General features: G+C 68.4%; 19 protein-coding genes. 14 read left to right on the top strand and 5 right to left on the bottom strand.

The window, feature by feature from the left end; all coding sequences use genetic code 11:
- The first annotated feature begins 83 nt into the window (after nt 1-83).
- On the top strand, nt 84-881 hold the full coding sequence (locus ACZ6DT_RS17115) for a 2-keto-4-pentenoate hydratase (protein ID WP_465595449.1): 798 nt from the start codon (nt 84-86) through the stop codon (nt 879-881).
- A complete protein-coding gene (locus tag ACZ6DT_RS17110; RefSeq protein ID WP_465595446.1) occupies nt 878-1,639 on the top strand; it encodes a 2-keto-4-pentenoate hydratase in 762 nt (253 codons plus the stop codon). The genes ACZ6DT_RS17115 and ACZ6DT_RS17110 overlap by 4 nt, the downstream gene beginning before the upstream one ends.
- Here the strand turns inward: ACZ6DT_RS17110 and ACZ6DT_RS17105 are convergent.
- Together ACZ6DT_RS17105 and ACZ6DT_RS17100 are read right to left on the bottom strand one after the other, a co-directional pair.
- A complete protein-coding gene (locus ACZ6DT_RS17105) occupies nt 1,620-2,504 on the bottom strand; it encodes an alpha/beta fold hydrolase (protein WP_465595443.1) in 885 nt (294 codons plus the stop codon). The two genes, ACZ6DT_RS17110 and ACZ6DT_RS17105, sit on opposite strands and share 20 nt — an antisense overlap.
- A gap of 32 nt (nt 2,505-2,536) precedes the next feature.
- Nucleotides 2,537-2,728, bottom strand: a complete 192-nt coding sequence (locus ACZ6DT_RS17100) for a hypothetical protein (protein WP_465595440.1) — start codon at nt 2,726-2,728, stop codon at nt 2,537-2,539.
- A 709-nt stretch (nt 2,729-3,437) separates the two neighbouring features.
- Between ACZ6DT_RS17100 and ACZ6DT_RS17095 the strand changes: the two genes are divergently transcribed.
- The 4 genes from ACZ6DT_RS17095 to ACZ6DT_RS17080 are packed head-to-tail and all read left to right on the top strand — an operon-like array spanning nt 3,438 to nt 8,589.
- Nucleotides 3,438-3,857, top strand: coding sequence for a hypothetical protein (locus ACZ6DT_RS17095; RefSeq protein WP_465595437.1), 420 nt, complete (start codon nt 3,438-3,440; stop codon nt 3,855-3,857).
- A 54-nt stretch (nt 3,858-3,911) separates the two neighbouring features.
- Nucleotides 3,912-5,537, top strand: a complete 1,626-nt coding sequence (boxC, locus tag ACZ6DT_RS17090) for a 2,3-epoxybenzoyl-CoA dihydrolase (RefSeq protein WP_465595434.1) — start codon at nt 3,912-3,914, stop codon at nt 5,535-5,537.
- A gap of 4 nt (nt 5,538-5,541) precedes the next feature.
- Nucleotides 5,542-6,963, top strand: coding sequence for a benzoyl-CoA 2,3-epoxidase subunit BoxB (gene boxB, locus ACZ6DT_RS17085; protein ID WP_465595432.1), 1,422 nt, complete (start codon nt 5,542-5,544; stop codon nt 6,961-6,963).
- A gap of 18 nt (nt 6,964-6,981) precedes the next feature.
- Nucleotides 6,982-8,589 (top strand): benzoate-CoA ligase family protein, encoded by a 1,608-nt coding sequence (locus tag ACZ6DT_RS17080; RefSeq protein ID WP_465595429.1) that lies wholly within the window; start codon nt 6,982-6,984, stop codon nt 8,587-8,589.
- A gap of 134 nt (nt 8,590-8,723) precedes the next feature.
- On the opposite strand, the gene ACZ6DT_RS17075 is transcribed toward ACZ6DT_RS17080, so the two are convergent.
- A complete protein-coding gene (locus tag ACZ6DT_RS17075) occupies nt 8,724-9,185 on the bottom strand; it encodes a MarR family winged helix-turn-helix transcriptional regulator (RefSeq protein WP_465595426.1) in 462 nt (153 codons plus the stop codon).
- Nucleotides 9,186-9,286: 101 nt separating this feature from the next.
- Here ACZ6DT_RS17075 and ACZ6DT_RS17070 point away from each other — a divergent pair, with 101 nt between their 5' ends.
- From ACZ6DT_RS17070 to ACZ6DT_RS17055, 4 genes are read left to right on the top strand one after another with little or no spacing between them, the layout of a single operon-like run.
- Nucleotides 9,287-10,246, top strand: coding sequence for a ring-cleaving dioxygenase (locus tag ACZ6DT_RS17070; protein ID WP_465595423.1), 960 nt, complete (start codon nt 9,287-9,289; stop codon nt 10,244-10,246).
- The gene (locus tag ACZ6DT_RS17065) at nt 10,243-10,875 is read left to right on the top strand and encodes an alpha/beta hydrolase (protein ID WP_465595420.1); all 633 of its coding nucleotides are present in this window, start codon (nt 10,243-10,245) and stop codon (nt 10,873-10,875) included. Before ACZ6DT_RS17070 ends, ACZ6DT_RS17065 begins: the two co-directional genes overlap by 4 nt.
- A 9-nt stretch (nt 10,876-10,884) precedes the next feature.
- Nucleotides 10,885-12,033, top strand: a complete 1,149-nt coding sequence (locus ACZ6DT_RS17060) for a dipeptidase (RefSeq protein ID WP_465595417.1) — start codon at nt 10,885-10,887, stop codon at nt 12,031-12,033.
- Nucleotides 12,034-12,071: 38 nt separating this feature from the next.
- A complete protein-coding gene (locus tag ACZ6DT_RS17055; RefSeq protein WP_465595414.1) occupies nt 12,072-12,437 on the top strand; it encodes a LapA family protein in 366 nt (121 codons plus the stop codon).
- On the opposite strand, the gene ACZ6DT_RS17050 is transcribed toward ACZ6DT_RS17055, so the two are convergent.
- Entirely contained in the window at nt 12,425-13,354 is a 930-nt protein-coding gene (locus ACZ6DT_RS17050) for a cupin domain-containing protein (RefSeq protein ID WP_465595411.1), read from the bottom strand. The genes ACZ6DT_RS17055 and ACZ6DT_RS17050 overlap by 13 nt on opposite strands.
- 82 nt (nt 13,355-13,436) lie before the next feature.
- Between ACZ6DT_RS17050 and ACZ6DT_RS17045 the strand changes: the two genes are divergently transcribed.
- Nucleotides 13,437-13,835, top strand: a complete 399-nt coding sequence (locus tag ACZ6DT_RS17045) for a pyridoxamine 5'-phosphate oxidase family protein (RefSeq protein ID WP_465595408.1) — start codon at nt 13,437-13,439, stop codon at nt 13,833-13,835.
- Here the strand turns inward: ACZ6DT_RS17045 and ACZ6DT_RS17040 are convergent.
- Nucleotides 13,798-14,658, bottom strand: coding sequence for a maleylpyruvate isomerase family mycothiol-dependent enzyme (locus ACZ6DT_RS17040; protein WP_465595405.1), 861 nt, complete (start codon nt 14,656-14,658; stop codon nt 13,798-13,800). The genes ACZ6DT_RS17045 and ACZ6DT_RS17040 overlap by 38 nt on opposite strands.
- Before the next feature lie 88 nt (nt 14,659-14,746).
- Here ACZ6DT_RS17040 and ACZ6DT_RS17035 point away from each other — a divergent pair, with 88 nt between their 5' ends.
- The 3 genes from ACZ6DT_RS17035 to ACZ6DT_RS17025 all read left to right on the top strand — a co-directional run bounded on the left by ACZ6DT_RS17035 (nt 14,747) and on the right by ACZ6DT_RS17025 (nt 19,928).
- Nucleotides 14,747-15,529: an Abi-alpha family protein gene (locus ACZ6DT_RS17035; protein WP_465595402.1), complete on the top strand. Its 783-nt coding sequence runs from the start codon at nt 14,747-14,749 to the stop codon at nt 15,527-15,529.
- 7 nt (nt 15,530-15,536) lie between these two features.
- Nucleotides 15,537-16,781 (top strand): DUF445 domain-containing protein, encoded by a 1,245-nt coding sequence (locus ACZ6DT_RS17030; RefSeq protein WP_465595399.1) that lies wholly within the window; start codon nt 15,537-15,539, stop codon nt 16,779-16,781.
- A gap of 174 nt (nt 16,782-16,955) precedes the next feature.
- Nucleotides 16,956-19,928, top strand: a complete 2,973-nt coding sequence (locus tag ACZ6DT_RS17025) for a patatin-like protein (RefSeq protein ID WP_465595396.1) — start codon at nt 16,956-16,958, stop codon at nt 19,926-19,928.
- Nucleotides 19,929-20,079: the final 151 nt, after the last annotated feature.

The following is a 20,079-nucleotide window of genomic DNA, read 5'->3' as shown; positions in this document are numbered from 1 at the left end:
TAATCTTCTCGTACCGGCCAGTGGAACGGGCGTCTTGTGCGGGCACCGGGGGCGGGGCAGAGTCCGACTGTCGGAAGGAGCCCATGGACGCCTCCACACTGCAGGAGGCCGCGGCCGCGCTGCTCAGCGCGTACGAGACCGGCAAGCCGATCGCGCCCCTCATCGAGACCTACCCCGCCGCGACGCTGGAAGACGCATACCGCATCCAGCAGCGGCTCGTCCACCACTGGGCCGAACGCGGCGACGGTGTGCGCGGGCACAAGGTCGGTCTCGCGTCCGCCGCCATGCAGCGGCAGATGGGCGTCGACCAGCCCGACTACGGCCATCTGACCGGTTCGATGTTCCACCTCGAACACCAGCCGATCCCGATCGGCGGATTCCTGCAGCCGAAGATCGAACCGGAGATCGCGTTCGTGCTCGGCTCGCGGCTGTGCGGCCCCGGGGTCACGGTGGCGGACGCGCTGCGGGCGGTGGACTTCGTCGTCCCGGCGCTGGAGATCGTCGATTCCCGCATCCAGGACTGGAAGATCGGCATCGTCGACACCATCGCGGACAACGCGTCCTCCGGCGGGGTCGTCCTCGGCGGCAGGCCGACCGCGATCGGCGATGTCGATCTGCGGCTGGTGGGCTGTGTCCTGCATCAGAACGGTGAGATCGCGGCGACCGGGGCCGGCGGCGCGGTGCTCGGCTCGCCGGTGAACGCGCTGGTGTGGCTCGCGAACACGATCGGACCGCTCGGCGTCGCGCTCGAACCGGGGCACGTCGTGCTGCCGGGCTCGATGACGCGCGCGATCCCGGTGAGCCCCGGCGACACCGTGGTCGCGACGATGGCGGGGCTCGGCAGTGTCACCGCGAAGTTCTCCGGAGAGGAGCGGTCGTGAGCCTTGATGTGCGGGAGGCGGCGGAAACGCTGCTGTCCGGGGAAGAACGCGAGCCGTTGACGGACACGTGGCCCGCTTTGGACGTCGACACCGCGTACGCGATCCAGGACGAGGCGCTCCGGCTCAGGCTGGAGCGCGGCGAGACACTGATCGGCGTCAAGCTGGGCTTGACGTCGCAGGCGATGCGACAACGGATGGGGATCGACACGCCGTTGCTCGCGTGGCTGACCGACGCGATGGTCCTGCCCGCCGGGGTCCCGGTGCCGTCGCTGATCCACCCGCGTGCGGAGCCAGAACTGGTTTTCGTGCTGGGTGAACGACTCTCGGGGCCCGGCGTGACCGCGGCGACCGCGATGGCGGCGGTGAGCCGGGTCCATGGCGGTATCGAGATCGTCGACAGTCGCTACCGTGACTACCGGGGCAAGCTGCCGGACGCCGTGGCGGACAACGGTTTCTCGGCGTATTTCACGCTGGGCCCAGTCGGCGTCGAACCGTCCACGGTGGACCTTTCGCTGGAGGCGGCGCTGTTGGAGGTCGACGGCGCCATCGTCGACACCGCCACCGGCGCGGCCGTACAGGGCCATCCGGCGGAAGCACTGGCGCTGGCGGCCAACACCCTCGGCGCTCGAGGGCTCGCGCTGGAGCCGGGCTGGATCGTGCTCACCGGCGGGATGACCGACGCCGTCGACGTGCGCCCGGGTTCACGGGTGGCGGCGCACTTCTCGCATCTGGGCTCGATCACGCTCGCCGGGTCTTGACGTCGGCGCGGTCGGCCGTGCGGACCAGCCCGCGCGTCAACCGCGGCCAGATCGCCCGCGGGAGGTCGTGCCCCATCCCGGGTACGATGTCCACTTCGGACTCCCGCAGCGCGCGGGCCGTCGCCCGGCCACCGGAAACGTGCACGAGCGGATCCCGCGAACCGTGCACGACGAACGCGGGCAGTTCGAGTTTCCGCAACGCGCGGAAGCGATCCCGGCTCGAAACGATGGCGGCCAGCTGCCGCGCGGTCCCACCGGGATCGACGCCGCGATCGAACGACCGCTCCGCCCGTTCCCGCATCCGAGCCTCGTCGAAGGAGTAACCGGGCGAGCCGATGACGCGGAAGGTGCGCACCAGTGAATCGACGTACTGCGCACGATCACGCGGAGGCGCCGAAAGCAGCATCGCCAGCACCTTGGCGCTCGGCCGTCCGACGAACCGGTTGCCGGTGGTCGACATGATCGACGTCAGTGAACGCACCCGCGACGGATACTCGATGGCCAGGGTCTGCGCGACCATCCCGCCCATCGACGCGCCCACGACATGCGCGCTCTCGACGCCGAGTTTCGTCAGCAGTCCGGCGGCGTCGCCCGCCATGTCCGCCAAGGAGTACGGCGCCGTGCGCAGGGCGTACGCGAGCGGCAGGTTCACCCGCCCGGTCATCCGGCTGGACCGGCCGGCGTCGCGGTTGTCGTAGCGGATGACGAAGAACCCCTCGTCGGCGAGGTCCTCGCAGAGCTCGTCGTCCCACCAGATCATCTGCGAGGCCAGGCCCATGATCATCAGCAACGGCCTGCCGTCCGGCGAACCGAACGTCTCGTGGCACAGCTCGACGCCGTTTACTTCCGCGATCATCTCCGGCATCAGCACAGTGTGATCGTCGGCGGCGAAAACGGCTACGCGTCTTCGATGTGAATGGCCTGACTTTCCGGCCCGGCGGTCCGCTGAGTGCCCGCGTATTCGGCGATTTCGTCCGGCTCGGTGTCCCCCGGTTCACCACCGTCAGGCGCGCTGAGCTGGATGGCCTCTTCGGACGCGTCGGCGGGGCTGGGGCCGTCGGCTGCTTCGCGGTCTTCCCGGTCGGACATGGTTCCTCCACTGGATCGGGGCTTTCCCCGACCGGTTACCCGCTCACTCGCCGCGATACGCACGGGCTTGGATTTCGTGAAGCTCGTGGTAGAGGCCTCCTTCCTCGATGAGTCCGGCGTGCGTGCCCTGTTCGATCAGTCGTCCTTTCTCCAGTACCAGGATCCGGTCCGCGGAGCGGATCCTGGTACTCGTCCATGTCTACGCGCACCCACCGACAATTCCGGGAGCTGAGGGGCTCTCGACCCGCTGGGCCTGTGCCTTCACGATGTATCGCCGCTCTCCGGTCACCTTTCGCAACCTGCGCTCGGCGGCGAGGCCGGGCACCACGCGGTAGCAAAGGTCCCTTGATCCCGTGGCGTGAAGCGGCCCGGCCACCTCAGGTGACCGTGTGGGTTTCGGGTCGTCTAACGCACCAGAATCCACACGGTCTGTCAGCGTTGCTACGCGGGGTGAGGGGTGTGTGGGAACAGGGACACTCAACGTCCCTATTTCCACACACCGTCCTGTCGTCGGCCCGGTCACGCCAGCCCGCGGTAGCAAAGGTCCCTTGCTCCCGTGCGTGAAGCGGCCCCCTATCCCCACACACCGTCCTGTCGTCGGCCCGGTCACGCCAGCCCGCCGCCCGCGGTAGCAAAGGTCCCTTCATCTCTCGCCCACCATGGGCTACGCTCTCGCTAGAGCGATCTATCAAATCGCAAGGGGGCGAACATGGAAGCTCTTCAGAGCCGGGGACTCACCGCGTTGCGGCTGATCCTGGCCTTCACGCTGCTGTCCACCACGCTGCACTACGCGCACAACGTGCTCAGGGCGGCGGACTATCCGCAGGTCGAGGGGGTCTCGGTGGGCGCCACCGCCATCTTGGTCGTCGTCGCGTACGTCCTCTTCACGGTGTTCGGCGTGCTCGGCTACCGCGACTACCTGCGCGGACGTTACTGGCGGGCGCTCGCGTTCCTGATGGTCTATTCGCTGTCCGGCCTCGCGAGCCTCGGTCACTTCCTAATCGCCGTGCCGCAGATTCCCGCGTTCTGGTTCGCCACGATCTACACCGACACGGTCTCCGCGCTGGCGCTGTGGGTGTTCGTGACCTGGGCGGCGACGAAGCTCAACCGGGCACCCGCGCACGCGTGACCAACTTTCTACATGACATTGACGGTAGTCAGTGCAATGTAGAAAATCGGAAGGGTGACGCGGACCACATCGGTGACGTTCGAACGTCATCCCGGCGGCTACCGGCACTGGAAACTGTCCACCGACGGTGACGTCGCGTGGCTCGAACTCGATGTCGACGCCGACGGGGGTCTCGTACCGGGTTACGAGCTCAAACTCAACTCGTACGACCTCGGCGTCGACATCGAGTTGTACGACGCGACGCAGCGGCTGCGGTTCGAGCATCCCGAGATCCGCGCGGTCATCGTGACCAGCGCGAAGGACAACGTCTTCTGCGCCGGTGCGAACATTCGCATGCTGGCGTCGTCATCACACGAGTGGAAGGTGAACTTCTGCAAGTTCACCAATGAGACCCGCAACGCCATGGAGGACGCCGCCGCGCACTCCGGGCAGATCTACGTCGCGGCGGTCAACGGCACCTGCGCCGGCGGCGGCTACGAAATCGCGCTCGCCTGCGAGAAGATCCTGCTGGTCGACGACAACTCCTCGACCGTCGCGCTGCCGGAAGTGCCCCTTCTCGGTGTCCTCCCCGGCACCGGCGGGCTCACCAGGGTGGTCGACAAACGCGGCGTGCGGCGGGACCTCGCCGACGTCTTCGCCACCCGCCCCGACGGGGTGAAAGGGCGGACGGCCGTCGAGTGGCGGCTCGTCGACGAGCTCGTGCCGCGGCAGGGATTCCGCGAAGCCGTACTGGCCAGGGCGAAGGAGTTCGCGCGGACGAGCGAGCGGCTCGACGGCGAAGGCGTCGAGCTGAAGCCACTGAAGCATCGTTACGTCGACATAGCCCGCGGCAAGACTGAAGCGACGATCACCGTCAAGGGACCTGAGGACGACGACGGCTGGTTGCTGGACGTCACCCGCGAATTGGACGACGCGATCCTTCGCCTGCGCACCAACGAACCCGAACTCGGCACCTGGGTACTCCGCACCGAAGGTGATCCCGTGAAGGTTCTCGAACACGAGCGGGCCGTGTTCGACGCGAAAGACTGTCTGAGCAACGAAATCGTCCATTACTTCAAGCGGACGCTGAAACGGCTCGATGTCACCAGTCGCAGCCTGATCGCGCTCATCGAACCTGGTAGCTGCTTCGCGGGGCTCTTGCTGGAACTCGCGCTCGCCGCCGACCGGCAGTACATCTTGGACGGTCCGCCAGTGTCGATGCTCGACCCTGCAAGCAGGTCTTCGGCCGACGACGAAGAAAGCGAAGAACGCGTCTCGATCACGTTGTCGGAAGCCAATTTCGGGCGTTTCCCGATGGGCAACGGCCTGACCCGCCTCGAGTCCCGGTTCTTCGGCGACCCGGAGCACGTCACGAGGCTCGCGGAAGTACGCGACCGGCCGCTGAGTCCGGCGGAGGCTCACGAACTCGGCCTGGTCACCGACGCCCCGGACGACCTCGATTGGGCGGACGAGATCCGGATCGCGCTGGAAGGACGGGCTTCGCTCAGCCCGGACGCCTTGACCGGAATGGAGGCGAACCACCGGTTCGTCGGCCCCGAAACGCTGGAAAGCAAGATCTTCGGCCGCTTGGCCGCTTGGCAGAACTGGATCTTCACCCGTCCGAACGCATCCGGTCCCGAGGGCGCGCTGCGCCGCTACGGTACCGGCCAGAAGGCCGTCTTCGACAGGAAGCGGGTCTGAACCCATGCCCACCAAGATCGATTACGACGCACGTATCCCCAACAACGTTGATCTCTCCGGGGACCGGCGGCTCCAGCGGGCGCTGGAGGGCTGGCAGCCGAAATTCCTGGACTGGTGGGGTGAAATGGGCCCCGCGCTGCGGACACAGGGCGTGTACCTGCGCACCGCGGTCAGCGTCGGCCGGGACGGCTGGGCACATTTCGACCACGTCAACGTGCCTGACTACCGGTGGGGGATCTTCCTCGCGGAACCGGATCCGGACCGCGTCCTCACCTTCGGTGAGCATCAGGGCGAACGGGTGTGGCAGCAGGTCCCCGGCGAATACCGCGCCGACCTGCAGCGGCTCATCGTCATCCAGGGAGACACCGAACCCGCGTCGGTCGAGCAGCAGAAACTGCTGGGGCTCACCGCGCCGAGCCTCTACGACCTGCGGAACCTTTTCCAGGTCAATGTCGAAGAAGGCCGCCATCTGTGGGCGATGGTGTATCTGCTGCACGCCTACTTCGGCCGCGAAGGCCGGGATGAAGCGGAAGGGTTGCTGCTCCGGAATTCCGGAAGTCCGGACGCCCCGCGGATCCTCGGCGCCTTCAATGCGGAGACCGCGGATTGGCTCGCGTTCTACATGTTCACCTATTTCACCGATCGCGATGGCAAATACCAGCTCGGCACCCTCAAGGAAAGCGGCTTCGACCCGCTTTCCCGTACTTGTGAATTCATGCTCAAGGAAGAGGCGCACCACATGTTCGTCGGCACCACCGGGGTCGACCGGGTGGTCACCCGCAGTGCCGAACTGATCCGCGAGCACGACACCTTCGACATCGCCGGGCACGGCGGGATCCCGCTGGAGGTCATCCAGCGTTACCTCAACTTCCACTACACCGTCTCGCTCGACCTGTTCGGCGGCGAGACCTCGACCAACGCGGCGAACTACTACACCGCCGGGCTGAAAGGCCGCTGGCAGGAGACCCGCCGCAAGGACGACCACAAGCTCACCGACGCCGCCGGAACGCTGTCCAAGCCGAGGGCCGACGGCACCTGGGAGACCGAAGAACTCCCCGCCATCCTGCTGCTGAACCTCGACCTGCGGGAGGAGTACCGCGCCGACTGCCAGACCGGGGTCAACCGCTGGAACAAGATCCTCGAGGAGGCCGGGATCGACTTCCGATTCGTCCTCCCGCACCCTGGATTCAATCGCGAAGTCGGCATAAACTCCGGCCACCATGTGACGCCCGACGGCACCGTTGTCGACGAGCGGACCTGGCTGGCCGGCAAACGCAAGTGGCTGCCCACTCCCGAAGACCTGACCTTCGTGCGATCGCTGATGCACCCGGTGTACGAGCGAGGAAAGATCGCGAGCTGGGTGGCGCCGCCACGCCAGGGCATCAATGGGAAACCGTTCGACTACGAATACGTTTACCTGAGCTGAGCGATTGAAGGTGCGCCCGTGACCGCTGCCGCTACCGGGTTCAACGCGGCGAGCTACCTGCTCGACCGGCATCTGGCGGAAGGGCGCGGGACGAAGGACGCGGTCGTTTCCCCGCGGCGAAGTCTCACGTACGCGGAGCTCGCGGCCGAGACCCGCCGGGTCGCCGCGGGGCTGAAGGCGATCGGCGTCCGCCCCGAGGAGCGTGTCCTGTTCTGCATGGTCGACGACGTCGAACTGCTCACCGGGATCCTCGGCGCGATGCTGGCCGGAGCGGTCGCGGTGCCGGTGTCCACCATGGTCACCGGGCTCGACCTCGGCAAGATGCTCGCCGATTCGCGGGCCAGGGTGCTGTGCGTTTCCGGCGAGTTCGCCGCGCAGGCGACGGTCGCGCTGGGGCTGGCGCCGGAGGTCACCGACGTCGTGCTGGACAGGGCGAAGGCGGCCGAACTGCCGTCCGGGGTCCGCGCGCGTCAGTGGAGTGATCTGTCCACAGTGGAGGATGACGGTTTCACGCCGTCGCCGACCTGGGAGGACTCGCCCGCGCTCTGGTTGTACACCTCGGGGACGACGGGCAAGCCGAAGGGCGCGATGCACCGGCACGCGGGTATCCGGGCGGTATGCGAGACGTATGCGCGCGACGTGCTGGACGTCGGGCCGAACGACCGATTCCTTTCCGTCCCGAAGCTGTTCTTCGCCTACGGCCTGGGGAATTCGGCGTTCTTCCCGCTCGCGGCGGGTGGGACGGCGCTGCTCGAACCGGCGAGGCCGACCCCGGGGCTGATCGCCGCCAGGGCCCGCGAGGAGCGGCCGACGTTGTTCTTCGCCGTCCCGACCTTCTATGCTGCGCTGCTCGCCAGCGACATCCCCGACGACACGTTCTCTTCGGTGCGCCAAGCGGTCTCGGCGGGGGAGCCGCTGCCCGCCGTGCTGTACGAACGGTTCCGTGACCGGTTCGGTGTCGAGATCCTCGACGGCATCGGCTCGACGGAGGCGTTGCACATCTTCCTGTCCAACCGGGCGCGGCAAGTCCGTCCCGGGAGCACCGGGGTTCCCGTGCCCGGCTACGAGATCGTCCTGCGCGATGAGCACGGCGCGCCCGTGCCGGACGGGGAACCGGGCGAGCTGTTCGTCGCCGGACCGTCGATCGCGACCGGGTACTGGGCGCGGTACGAGACGACGAAACAGGTCTTCCAGGGCGAATGGCTGCGCACGGGCGACAGTTTCGTGCGCAACGCCGACGGCAGCTACACCTGCCTCGGGCGGTTCGACGACATGTTGAAACCGGGCGGGATCTGGGTCTCGCCCGCCGAGGTCGAGGACAGGCTGCTGAAACATCCGGCGGTCGCCGAGGTCGCGGTGGTGGCCGCTTTCGACGCCGACGGCATCGAAAAACCGGTCGCGTGCGTGGTCGGCGTGCCAGGACACCGGCTGGACGCGGACGAGCTGATCGAGTTCTGCCGGGCCGGGCTCGCGTCGTTCAAACGGCCGCGGAGCGTCGTCGAGCTGGGCGAACTGCCGAAGACGGCGACCGGCAAGATCCGGCGCAACGTCATCCGGGAACTGGTGCGGGACATGGACGAGGTGCGGGCCTACCAGCCCGACCCCGCCTCACCCCTGCCCGGCTAACCCCGATCTCGCGTGATTGAACCCGGATCTCGCGTGATTGAACCCGGATCTCGCGTGTTCCGCCTTCAATCACGCGAGTCCCGCGTCTGATCACGCGAGATCCGGCGTGAAGCACGCGAGTTCCGGCGTGGGTGTCAAGCGCCGTTGACGGTGCGCAGGGTCCGCATGGCCTCGGCCAGGTCGTGCGCGTCGTCGCCCAGGGGGGTCAGGACGATGCGCCGCAGGATTTCCGCACATGCCTCCCGCGCCCGCTCCGCGACGTCGAGGCCGTGCTCGGTGAGCGCCGCGAAGGTGACACGGCGGTCGTCCGGACTGGGCACGCGGCAGATCAGGTCCGCGGCCACCAGCCTGTCCGCGACCTTGGTGAACCCGCCGCTGGACAACGCCGCCTCGACGGCCAGCCGCGTCATCGGCATCCGGTGCTCGGGTGACCGGACGAGCCGCAGCAGGATGTCGAACGACGCCGGCGCCAGGCCGAACCGTTCGGCGATCTCGCCCATCAGCTTGTTCTGCGTGGCCAGGTAGCCCTCGATCACCAGGCCCCACCACGTGACCACTTCGTCGTCGTTCGGTTCCTCCGATTTCACCCCTGTCACGCGAGCGAGGGTACACCAAGAAGTCTCTCCGGAATATATCTTGCGCGCGAGAGGTTGTCGGATTAACTTGAGTTCACCGGCTACCAGAGGAAGGGGCCACCATGTCGATCAAGACCTCGGGCCTGCACCACGTCACCGCGATCGGTGGCGATCCCCAGCGCAACGTGGATTTCTACACCCGGGCCCTCGGCCTGCGGCTGGTGAAGACCACGGTCAACTTCGACGACCCCGGCACCTTTCACCTCTACTACGGCGACGGGGCGGGCAAGCCCGGCTCGCTGATGACGTTCTTCCCGTGGAAGGACGCGCCGAAGGGCCGTCACGGCACCGGCCAGGCGACCACGACTTCGTTCTCCGTGCCGGAGACCTCGCTCGGCTGGTGGAAGCGGCACCTCGCCGAAAGCCGCGTCGAGACCAGCCAGATCCGCAACTCCGACGGCGAGGAGACGCTCACCTTCGCCGACCCGGACGGCTTGAAGCTCGCGCTCGTCGCGCATCCGCAGGGCGACCCGCGTGATCCGTGGGACACGAAGCTCGTCCCCGCCGAACACGCGATCCGCGGGCTGCACTCCGTCACGCTCTCGGTGTCCAAAGAGGACGCGACCGCCGGGATGCTGACCGACGGGCTCGGCCTGACCTTCGACCACCAGGAGGGCAACCGCCTGCGGTTCTCCGCCGGTGAAGGCGGCCCCGGCGCGCTCGTCGACGTCCTGGTCACGCCGGACGCCCCGCGCGGGCTGGTGGCGGCGGGCACCGTGCACCACGTCGCCTGGCGCGCGCCGGACGAGCAGACCCAGGCCGCCTGGCGCGACGAACTGATCGACGACGGCGTGAACGTGACGTCCATTTTGGACCGTCAGTACTTCCGTTCGATCTACTTCCGTGAGCCGGGCGGCACCTTGCTCGAGGTCGCGACCGACGAGCCCGGCTTCGCGATCGACGAGCCGCTGCTCGAACTCGGCCGCGCGCTGAAACTGCCGCCGTGGCTGGAGCCCGAACGCGAGGACATCGAGGCCATGCTGCCGAAGCTGGACCTCCCGAACGAGAACAACCCGCGATGACGGACTTGGCGCACAAGTACGTCGAAGGGGCGCCCGACGAGCCGGTGCTGCTGCTCCTGCACGGCACCGGCGGCGGGCCGGACGACCTCGTGCCGCTCGCCCGGCAGCTGAGCCCGACGTCGGCGCTGCTCGCGCCGGCCGGGCCGGTGTCGGAACACGGCGCCGCCCGGTGGTTCCGAAGGCTGACGGAGGGCGTTTTCGACCACGAGGACGTCGTCTTCCGCGCGAACCAGCTGGCCGACTTCGTGCTCGCTTCGCGCGAAAAGTACGGCCTCGGTGATCGGCGGCTGGTCGCGATCGGGTTCTCCAACGGCGCCAACATCGCCGCCGCGGTGACCCTGCTCCGCCCGGACGCCGTCAGGGAGGCCGCGCTGTTCGCGGCGATGTCTCCGCTTCCTTCGCCGCCACGTCACGATCTGTCCGATACGCGGGTGTTCCTGTCCAACGGCGAGCACGATCCGATGGCGCCGCTCGCTTCGGCGGACACGCTCGTCCGTGACCTGCGCGAGCGCTCCGCGGCCGTCGTCGCCCACCGCCATCCCGGTGGGCACCAGGTCACCGGCAACGGTTTGGTAGCGGCCGCGGGGTGGCTCCACGGGGAGCGGGGAGAGCAAAGCACGCGTACGTAACATCGCCGGATGACTAACGGGGACCTCGTCCGCGCCCAGGCCCTGCTCGAGAGGGTGCTCCTCGCGGACGGGCACAACGATCTGCCATGGGAGCTGCGGGTCACGACCGGGCCGGATCCGGTCGAGGCCGTGGCCGGCACGGATCTCACGGTCCGTCAGCCGCATCTGCACACCGACTTCCCGAAGCTCGCCGAAGGCAGGCTCGGTATGCAGTTCTGGTCCGTCTACGTGCCTTGCCAGTTCGAAGGGCACAGCGCGGTGACGGCGGTGCTCGAACAGATCGAGATCGTGCACCAGATGGCCGAGCGTTACCCCGATCGCCTCGCCCTCGTGGACACCGCCGATGAGGCCGAAGCCGCCTTCCGTGACGGCAAGATCGCGTCGCTGCTGGGCGCCGAGGGTGGTCACAGCATCGCGGAATCCCTTGGCGTGCTGAGGATCCTGCGCCGGCTCGGCGTCCGCTACATGACGTTGACGCACAACTACAACACCACCTGGGCCGATTCCGGCACCGACGAACCGGCGCACGGCGGGCTCACCGAGTTCGGGCGGGACGTGGTCCGCGAGATGAACAAGATCGGCATGCTGGTCGACCTCTCGCATGTCGCGCCGAGCACGATGCGCGCCGCGCTGGAGGTCAGTTCCGCGCCGGTGATCTTCAGCCACTCCTCGTGCGTCGCGGTCAACGACCATCCCCGCAACATCCCCGACGACGTCCTGGAAACCCTGGCCGCCAAGGACGGCGTCGCGATGGTGACGTTCGTGCCGGGCTTCATCTCACCGAAGGTCGCCGAGTGGGACGACCAGCTGCGCCAGGACATGGAAACCGCGGGCAAGGACTACCGGAACATCGACCAGCGCACGAAATTCACCGCGGAACGAGGCGGCCCCGAAAAGCCGAAGGCAGGCATCGACGACGTCGTCGCGCACATCGAGCACGCGCGCGAAGTGGCCGGAGTCGACCACATCGGTCTCGGCGGCGACTACGACGGAGTCGCGACGCTGCCCGAAGGCCTCGAAGACGTTTCGAAGTATCCGGTGCTGTTCGCCGCGCTGCTGGAACGCGGCTGGAGTGAAGAGGACTGCGCGAAATTGGCCGGGAAGAACACTTTGCGCGTGCTGCGCGCGGCGGACGAGGTCACCCGTTCGGACGCTTGAGAGGGCGATCAAGTCCGTTTCGGCGGACACTGTCCCGCATGACGCAGCCGCAGGAGGGTGCCTCCGACATTCCGGTCGAGCCCGCCTCGCCGTCCGGCACCGCGGGCGGCGGACGCCACGGCGGTGAATTCGGCGCCGCTCCGAAACTCAAACGGACCCGGGTGAGCGGCACCTGGGTCGCCGTCGTCGTGGCGTTGATCGTGCTGGTGTTCCTGCTCGTGTTCATCCTGCAGAACCAGGACACGGCCACCGTGTACTTCCTCGGTATGTCCGGCAGCATGCCGCTGGCGGTCGCGATGTTGTTCTCCGTGATCGCCGGCGGGGCGCTGGTCGCGCTCGTCGGCGGCGCCCGGATCCTGCAATTGCGCAAGCAGGCCAAGAAGTCCCGGCATCAACCGCGCTGAAGGACGCCGCGCCGGAACTCGCTCGGGTTGACCCCGCGCACGCGTTTGAACGCCGCGCTGAACCCGAACGGATCGGAGTAGCCCACGGTGCGGGCGATGTCGGAGATGGTCGCGGATCCCGGACCGGCGAGGAGATCCGCCGCGAGGGTCATCCGCCAGCGGGTGAGGTAGGTCAGCGGTGGTTCGCCGACCAGGTCGGCGAACCGTTTGGCCAGCGTCGACCGCGAAACCCCGGTCCGCCCGGCCAGCGCGCCGACCGTCCACGGCGCCGCCGGTTCCGCGTGCAGCAGGCGCAGCGCGTCGCCGATCACGGGATCCCGCTGCGCGGCCCACCACGCCGGGGGCCTGCCGCCGGGCCGGTCGAACCATTCGCGCAGCGAGCAGACCAGCAACCAGTCCAGCAGCCGGTCGAGGACCACCTGCTGCCCCGGCGCGTCGATGGCGACCTCGGCGGCGAGGTGCTCCAGCACGGGGTCGCCCGCGCCCCCGGCGTCCACCCGCAGCACGACCGGCAGCGCGTCCAGCAGCGGACGGCCGATCTCGCCGCGAACCGGATACGCGCCGACGATGAGGGTCGTCTCGCCGCCGGGGTCGTCGACCCAGCCGAGACGATGGCGCGTCCCGCCCTGTTCGGGCGTCGCACAGTGCTCGCCACACGCGATCGGCTCGGCCGAGGTGCCGATTTCGTCGACGAAGGTGAAGATCGAAGGGCCACGCACGATGGCCGACTCGCCCGCGCGAAGCGGCTCGGGCGGACCGTCCTCCGGCACGATCCAGCCCGCCCCGGTGAGCACGGCGCACAGGGTGAGCGGCGCGCCGTCCACGAAACGCAGTGACCAGGGCGGGGACAGGGCCGAACTGCCGAACAACGAGCCGTGGGACCGCACGCCCCGGATCAGGTCACTGAACACGTCCACCCTCGCGAGGTTAGACGAATACACAGGCGATCCGGCCTCTCGCCTATGGGCACGTCCAAGCGGGCCGGGTTGAATCGAGCTCATGCTGACCACTGACGACCTCGAATTCCTCCGCCGCCCCCTGCACGGGTTTCTGGCCGTGGGCGGTGGTCCGGTCCGGCCGGTGTGGTTCGAGGCGACCGGCGAAGGCGCGATCCAGCTGTTCACGCCCCGCGAGTCGCCCAAGGTCCGGCGGCTGGACGACGATCCCCGCGCCTCGATCATCGTGGCCGCCCCGGTGGGCGAACGCGAGCGCTGGGTGTCGGTCGCCGGCCGCGTCACGGTGGAGCCCGACGGGGCGCATGAACTGGCCGCGCGCCTCGCCGAGCGTTACTGGGACCTCGAAGACCCGGCCCACGCCGGCGAACTCGCCGTGATCCAGAACCTGGATCTCGTCCGGCTCGTCATCCGGCCGGAGAAGGTGCGTCGTTACCTGATGTGATGATCGACGTCATCCCGAGCAAGGTGGCGCAAACGTTTTCGTCGCCCTTGGCGGTGACCCGGTCGCGGTCCGCCGGGTTCCCGGTGCACAGCCGCCAGAAGGTGTCCGCGTCCGTCGTCACCGAGGCCAGCGGCGAGCGTGACGTCGGCGCGACGCGGTCGAGGGCCCAGCCGTCGGCGGTCCGCTCGGCCGTCCATTTCCCGCCGCCCTGACCGGTCACGGTGTGGACGACCTGCCTGCCGACGCGCGCGTCGACGTCACGCAGGGTGTGCGGCAGTGCCCGCATGAAGGTGTCGACCACCGGCCCGCGGAACTCCTTCTCATCGAGCGTCCGCGCGCTCACGGCCTCGCGGATCTGCTGCTGGTGCACCCAGAACTCGGTGTACTCGCGGGCGACGTCGAGCCACACCGGCGCCGGTTCGTCCCCGGCCCAGCTCACCGGCTCACCGACGCCGTCGAGGTCGGCGCGGCCCCACATCTCGGCGATCTGCGAGGTGCTGTCCACCAGCATCGCGAACAGCACTTCCGGAGACAGCCTGCGGCACGCGACCACCCATTCGTCGTTGATCCGGTCGATGAAGTCCCCGAACCGTTCGCCCGCACGCGGCGCCGTCGTCCGGTACTCGTCGCGGTCGCGCGACAGTCTGCCGAGTTTGCCGCCCAGGATGTGGGCGGCGAGATCGTGCACCGTCCAGCCCGCGCACACCGTCGGCGCGGCCCACCGTTCCGCGTCCAGTCCGGTGAGAACGTCCAGCAACGCCTGCTCTTCCCGCGCGAACAGCGGGAGGACGTCGATCGGCGGACCCCAGCGCGTGAAGCTCATGTCTCCATCCAAACACCCTCGTCGATCACAATTTCGGCCCTTCGGCCTACTCGCAGGTAGCATCAGCGCGAACGTGAGGGGAGTACCCGTGAGCGACGATCGACCCGCCGGAGAAGACCTGGCCGCTTTCGCCAAACGCGCGGGACAGCTGGCGGGCTGGGCCGCCCGCACGGGTTTCGAGTTCACCCGCAAACTCCCCGGCGTCGAAATCGCCGAGCAGGTCATCAAAGAGGGTGAGCGGCAGTTGCTTTCCGAGCTGCGCCGCCGTCTCGACGAGGTCGACGACCCGTACCACGCCGCGCTCACCGCCGCGTCCGCGATGAACCGGCCCGGCACCAACGGTTCGCGGCCGGTCGAGGCGACCATCACCCTCGTGCACACTCGCGCCCGGCTGGAACCGCTCCGCGCCGCGATGGCGGAACTGCTCAACCACTCGATCGGCTTCGGCCGCGAGCGGGCCCGCGAATACCTCTACGCGATCATCCTGCGGCAGCTCACGCCGGACGAGGCCCGCATCCTTTCCGCGCTTTCCGACGGCTCGCCGTTCCCCGCCGTCGACGTCGCCGAGCGGACGAACCTCGGTGCGGCCGGGCGATTCGTACTGCGCAACGCCTCCACGGTCGGCAAGGCGGCCGGGGTGTCGCTGCCCGACCAGGTGCCCGGCTACCTCACCAGGCTGATCGGGCTCGGCCTGGTCGAGCTGGACGAAGAGGTGCCCGCGCTCGAGACGCAGTACGAGATCCTGCTGACCGACGAGACCGTCCGCGAGGCGGAGAAGTCGGTCAAACGGGCCAAGTTCGTCAAACGCACCGTCCATATTTCCCGCCTCGGCGCCCAGTTCTGGCAGGCCTGCGACCCGAGCGCCGGCTGACCCCGGCATGGGTGCGTTCCTCGACGGGATCCTCGCCGACTTCGCCCAGCATTGGCCGATCTATGTCTCCATCCCGATCGTCGCCGCCCTGATCGGCTACACCACCAAACTCGTCGCGATCCGGATGATGTTCCAGCCGGTCGAGTTCGTCGGGATCAAACCCTTCCTCGGCTGGCAGGGCATCGTGCCCAAACGCGCCGCGCGGATGGCGAGTATCGCCTGCGACACGATGACCGAGCAGCTGATCGAACCGGCGGAGGTCGTCGCCCGGCTCGATCCGCGGAGGATCGCCAAGGAGATCGAAAAACCGCTCCAGGCCGCCGTCGAGGACATCGTGCGCGACGTCGCGGCCCACTACCGGCCGGGGCTGTGGGAATCCCTGCCGGTGGGCATGCAGCGGCTGGTGATCCAACGCGTCCAGGCCGAGACACCGCGGATGGTCGCGGCCGTGCTGGAGCTGATCAAGTCCGATGTGGACAGTGTGTTCGACCTCAAGGGCATGGTGGTCACCGCACTGGTCAAGGACAAACGGCTGCTGAACCGGATCTTCCAGGAGGCGGGCGACAAGGAGTTCAAGTTCATCGCCCGCTCCGGCATCTTCTTCGGCGGATTGATCGGCGTGATCCAGATGATCGCGTGGATCCTGTTCAAGTTTCCGCTGATCATGCCGTTGTTCGGGCTTTTCACCGGCTGGTTCACCGACTGGCTGGCGCTGCGGATGATCTTCTATCCGATCGAGGAACGCCGGTACTTCGGCGTGCGCTGGCAGGGTCTGTTCCTCAAGCGACGCGGCGAGGTCGCGGAGGCGTACGGCGCGCTGATCGCGCGGGAGATCATCACCCCGCACAACGTGATCGAGGCGGTACTGCACGGCCCGCTGTCGGACCGGGTGCTCGGCCTGATCCAGCGCCAGCTCGACGAACAACTCGGGCGCCGCGTCGGCGTCGGGAAACCGCTGGTGGTGTTCGCCGTCGGCAGCAGGCGATATCAGGACATGAAGCTGAACATCGCCGAGAAGATCATGGACAAGCTGCCGGAGACCATGCGGTACATCGAGGATTACGCGACCGACGCGATGGACATCCGGAACATACTGGTGTCGAAGATGAAGGAGCTGTCGCCGCGCGAGTTCGAGGGACTGCTGCGTCCTGCCTTCCAGCAGGACGAATGGATCCTGATCGCGACCGGTGCCGTCCTCGGCTGCGCCGTCGGTGAGGCCCAGGTCCTGCTGCTGGAGCACTTCGCCGCCTGACGCCCCGCATTTCGTCCTCTGAATGCGGTAGTTGCGCGCGCAAGGAGCGCATTCAGAGGACGAAATGCGGGGGTGGGTGACGACCCCCGGTAGCGAAGCGGCACCAACGGTGGTACACCGGCTGGCCCATCCGGTCTAAAGTGCCCCCTGCACTGAGCCTTGGGGAGGGCGCACATGGCCGACGCGGGGAGTCCGTGGCCGCAGGAGATCCGGCTGGCGATGACCATGGTGGGCGGGGCGAGTCTCGCGGTCTGGATGGGCGGGGTCGCCACCGAGACCTCGCATCTGCTCCAGGCGTCGAGAACGCCGGAATCCGAGAGCCCGTACCGGGCCTTGCTCGACCTGCTCCACGCCAGCGTCTCGCTCGACGTGCTCACCGGCACGAGCGCGGGCGGTATCAACGCGGCGTGTCTCGGGCTGGCCGAGGCTTTCCGGTCGAGCCCGCAGGTGCTGCGTGACACGTGGATCAGCACGGGCTCGCTCGACAACCTGATCCGCGACCCCGGCGAGAAGGAGCCGCGCTCACTGCTGGACGGCGACAAGGTGCTGCTCGGGGATCTGAAGGACGCGCTGCACCGGATCACCGACAAGGCGACGGTGAAACCCGACTGCCCGGACATCACCGTGCTGCTCACCGGCACGATGATCGACGGCGAGTCGACCAGGTTCGACGACGCGCTCGGCAACCTGGTGCGGGACACCGAACATCGCCTCCTGTTCCGCTTCGATGGTCCTTTGTGGACGGAAGATGTGGTGGGTCCGCTCGCGCTCGCGGCCCGGTCCACCGCCTCGTTCCCCGGCGCCTTCGAACTTTCCCGGATGCCGATCGGCGAGAAGACCGGCCCGTTGCATCCGGACATGACCCGGTACACCGACGCCACGCGGTCGCATTGGCTCACCGACGGCGGGGTGCTGCTCAACAAGCCGTTGCGCCCGGCGCTGCGGGAGATCTTCGAACGGCAGTCGCATTCGGACGTCCGGCGGCTGCTGCTGTACGTGGTGCCGACGGCGGAACGCGAGGCCGGGCGGGTCGCGGTCGATCCGGAGCGGCCGCCGCTGCTGGGCACCGCGATGAGCAAGGTCGTCGGCACCGTGCTGAGCCAGACGATCAGCGCCGAACTCGAGGACCTGACGCGGCACAACGACGCCGTCGTCCGTACCAGGGGAACCCGGGTTTCCCTTGCCGCGATGGGGGTTCGCGGTGGTCCGGACGCGCTGGTCGACCAGCGGCTGATGAACGATTACCGTGACCGGCGGGTACAGGAGGACGCCACCGCGCTGGTCCGTGACGCGACCCGCGGGCTTTCACTGTCCGATGCGGAGGATCACGGCCGTCAGTGGGCGTCCGGTACGGCGGCACAGTTGCGCGCGGCCGCGGCGGCGGGGCTGCGTGACGGCCTGCCCGCCGAACCGCCGAAGGACACCTGCGAACTCGACGACCTGATCGCCTTCCGCACCACCGCGCTCGACGATTCGGTGGCCACCGGCCTGCAACTGGTGAACGCGGGTTTCCGGCTCGATCCGTCGCCGGAGCACGCGGTTCAGCTCAACCGTTGCCGCGTGCTGCTGCACGAGGCGCGGCACAAGGCCGCGCGGGGGCAACGGCTCGCGGGCTGGGTCGCCGAACAGGATCCGCCGACGGCCGACGACACACTGGCCGCCTGGATCGAAGGCCTCGCCAGGAAATGGGCCGCGCTCGGCCGCTCGGACACGCTGAAGGAGGCGTGGCCGCTCGTGGTCGCCGCGCTCCGGCAGGCGACGCCGATCCTTTTGCCGTTGGCGCAGGCGAAACCCTGCACCGAAGCCGCCGACACGGTCAGCACGCTGCTGGCGTGGACCGGGCTCACCTCCGGCGCCGAGAGCGCGGGTGACAGGATCGTCACTTCGCGGCTGGTGCGCCTGCACATCGCGACCAGGGGACTGCTCGCGCAGCCGCCGTCGGTCGACCAGCGGGTGGATCTCGTCCAGGTGAGCGCGGATTCACGGACGCTGCTGGACATGAAGCGACGCCGTTCGTGGGACAAGCTCACGGGCATGCAAGCCGACTATTTCGGCGCTTTCTACAAGGCTTCCTGGCGCGCGAACGACTGGATGTGGGGCCGGGTCGACGGCGCGGGCTGGCTGGTCCAGTGCCTGCTCGACCCGAAACGCCTGCGGCTGCTGCGTGACGTCGCCGGGCGGGAGGCGTTCCGGACGCAGGTGCGGGACACCTTCGAGAAGATCGGCTGGCGGCGGCCAGGGACGGAAGACGGGCTGTCCCAAGAGGAGGCGGCCGCCCTGCGCGCGCAATTGGCCGGGGAGCTGGCTTTCCTCGGCCTCGACGGTGAGCTCGCCGACGTGGAATCCGAAGCCGCCCTGCCGATCAGCATGCCGGTGACGGCGATGGTGCTCGCCAGGGTCCGGCAGCTGGAGATCGCGCGCGAGGAGCTGCCCTGCGTCGGCCTCCACTGTGGACACGACGTGAAAACGGCCAAGGGGAACGGGAAGCCGTCGGAACGGTTCCGGCGCCTGATCGAAAACGAGCCGGAAACCGACGAGCAGACCCAGCGCGCGTTCCAGGCGTGCCAGGTCTCCGGCGAACGGTTCGAACACGAACGCGGGACGATGCTGCTGACGAAGACGCTGGTCAAGGCCGGTGCCGCCGGGCTGAACGCGGCCGCCGGGGCGACCCGGGTGCCGAAGTCGGTCCAGCCCGCCGCGACCTTCGCCAAGGCCGCCGGGCGCAGCGCTTGGTGGATCACCCGCGGCGCGGCCACCCTGCCGTCACCGTGGAACGTGCTCGCCGCGCTGATCACCGTGCTGGCCGGTTTCGTCATCGGCGGGCAGGGCGGCCCCATCCTGCAGTGGGTCGGCGTGCCGGTGGCCGCGGGCGCCCTCGTGTTCCTGGTGGTCAGCCTGATGACGTTGCGCAGGACGTGGCGGATGGTGCTCACGGTGTTCGGCGTGCTGGTGGGGGCCGCGTTGTTGTTCGCCGCGTTCCTGCCCCCGGTCCGCGAGCCGTTGTTCGGCCGGCTCGGCGACGTCGTCGCGGGCTGGCGGCGCGGCGAGGCGCCGGTCTGGTGGCTGGTCGTCTGCCTCCTGCTCGTGCTGCCCGCCGTCTGGACGCCGCTCGCTTCCGTCTTCCGGGGGCGTGCGCGCCGCAAGTAGCCCTCTTCTTGGGGTATCCGGGCCCCGAATCGCGCCCTGAGCCTGCGACGAAGTGGTAACCGTTGGTATCGTCACATCCGGTGAGGCCGCGGCGAAGCGGCCTTACCCAACAGTGCTGCGCTTCAAACGTTACCGTTACCTTTGTCACGTG

This window comes from Amycolatopsis sp. NPDC041971 (assembly GCF_055588925.1).
The sequence above is the reverse complement of the archived record's forward strand: the minus strand, read 5'-3'. Positions and strand labels throughout refer to the sequence as shown.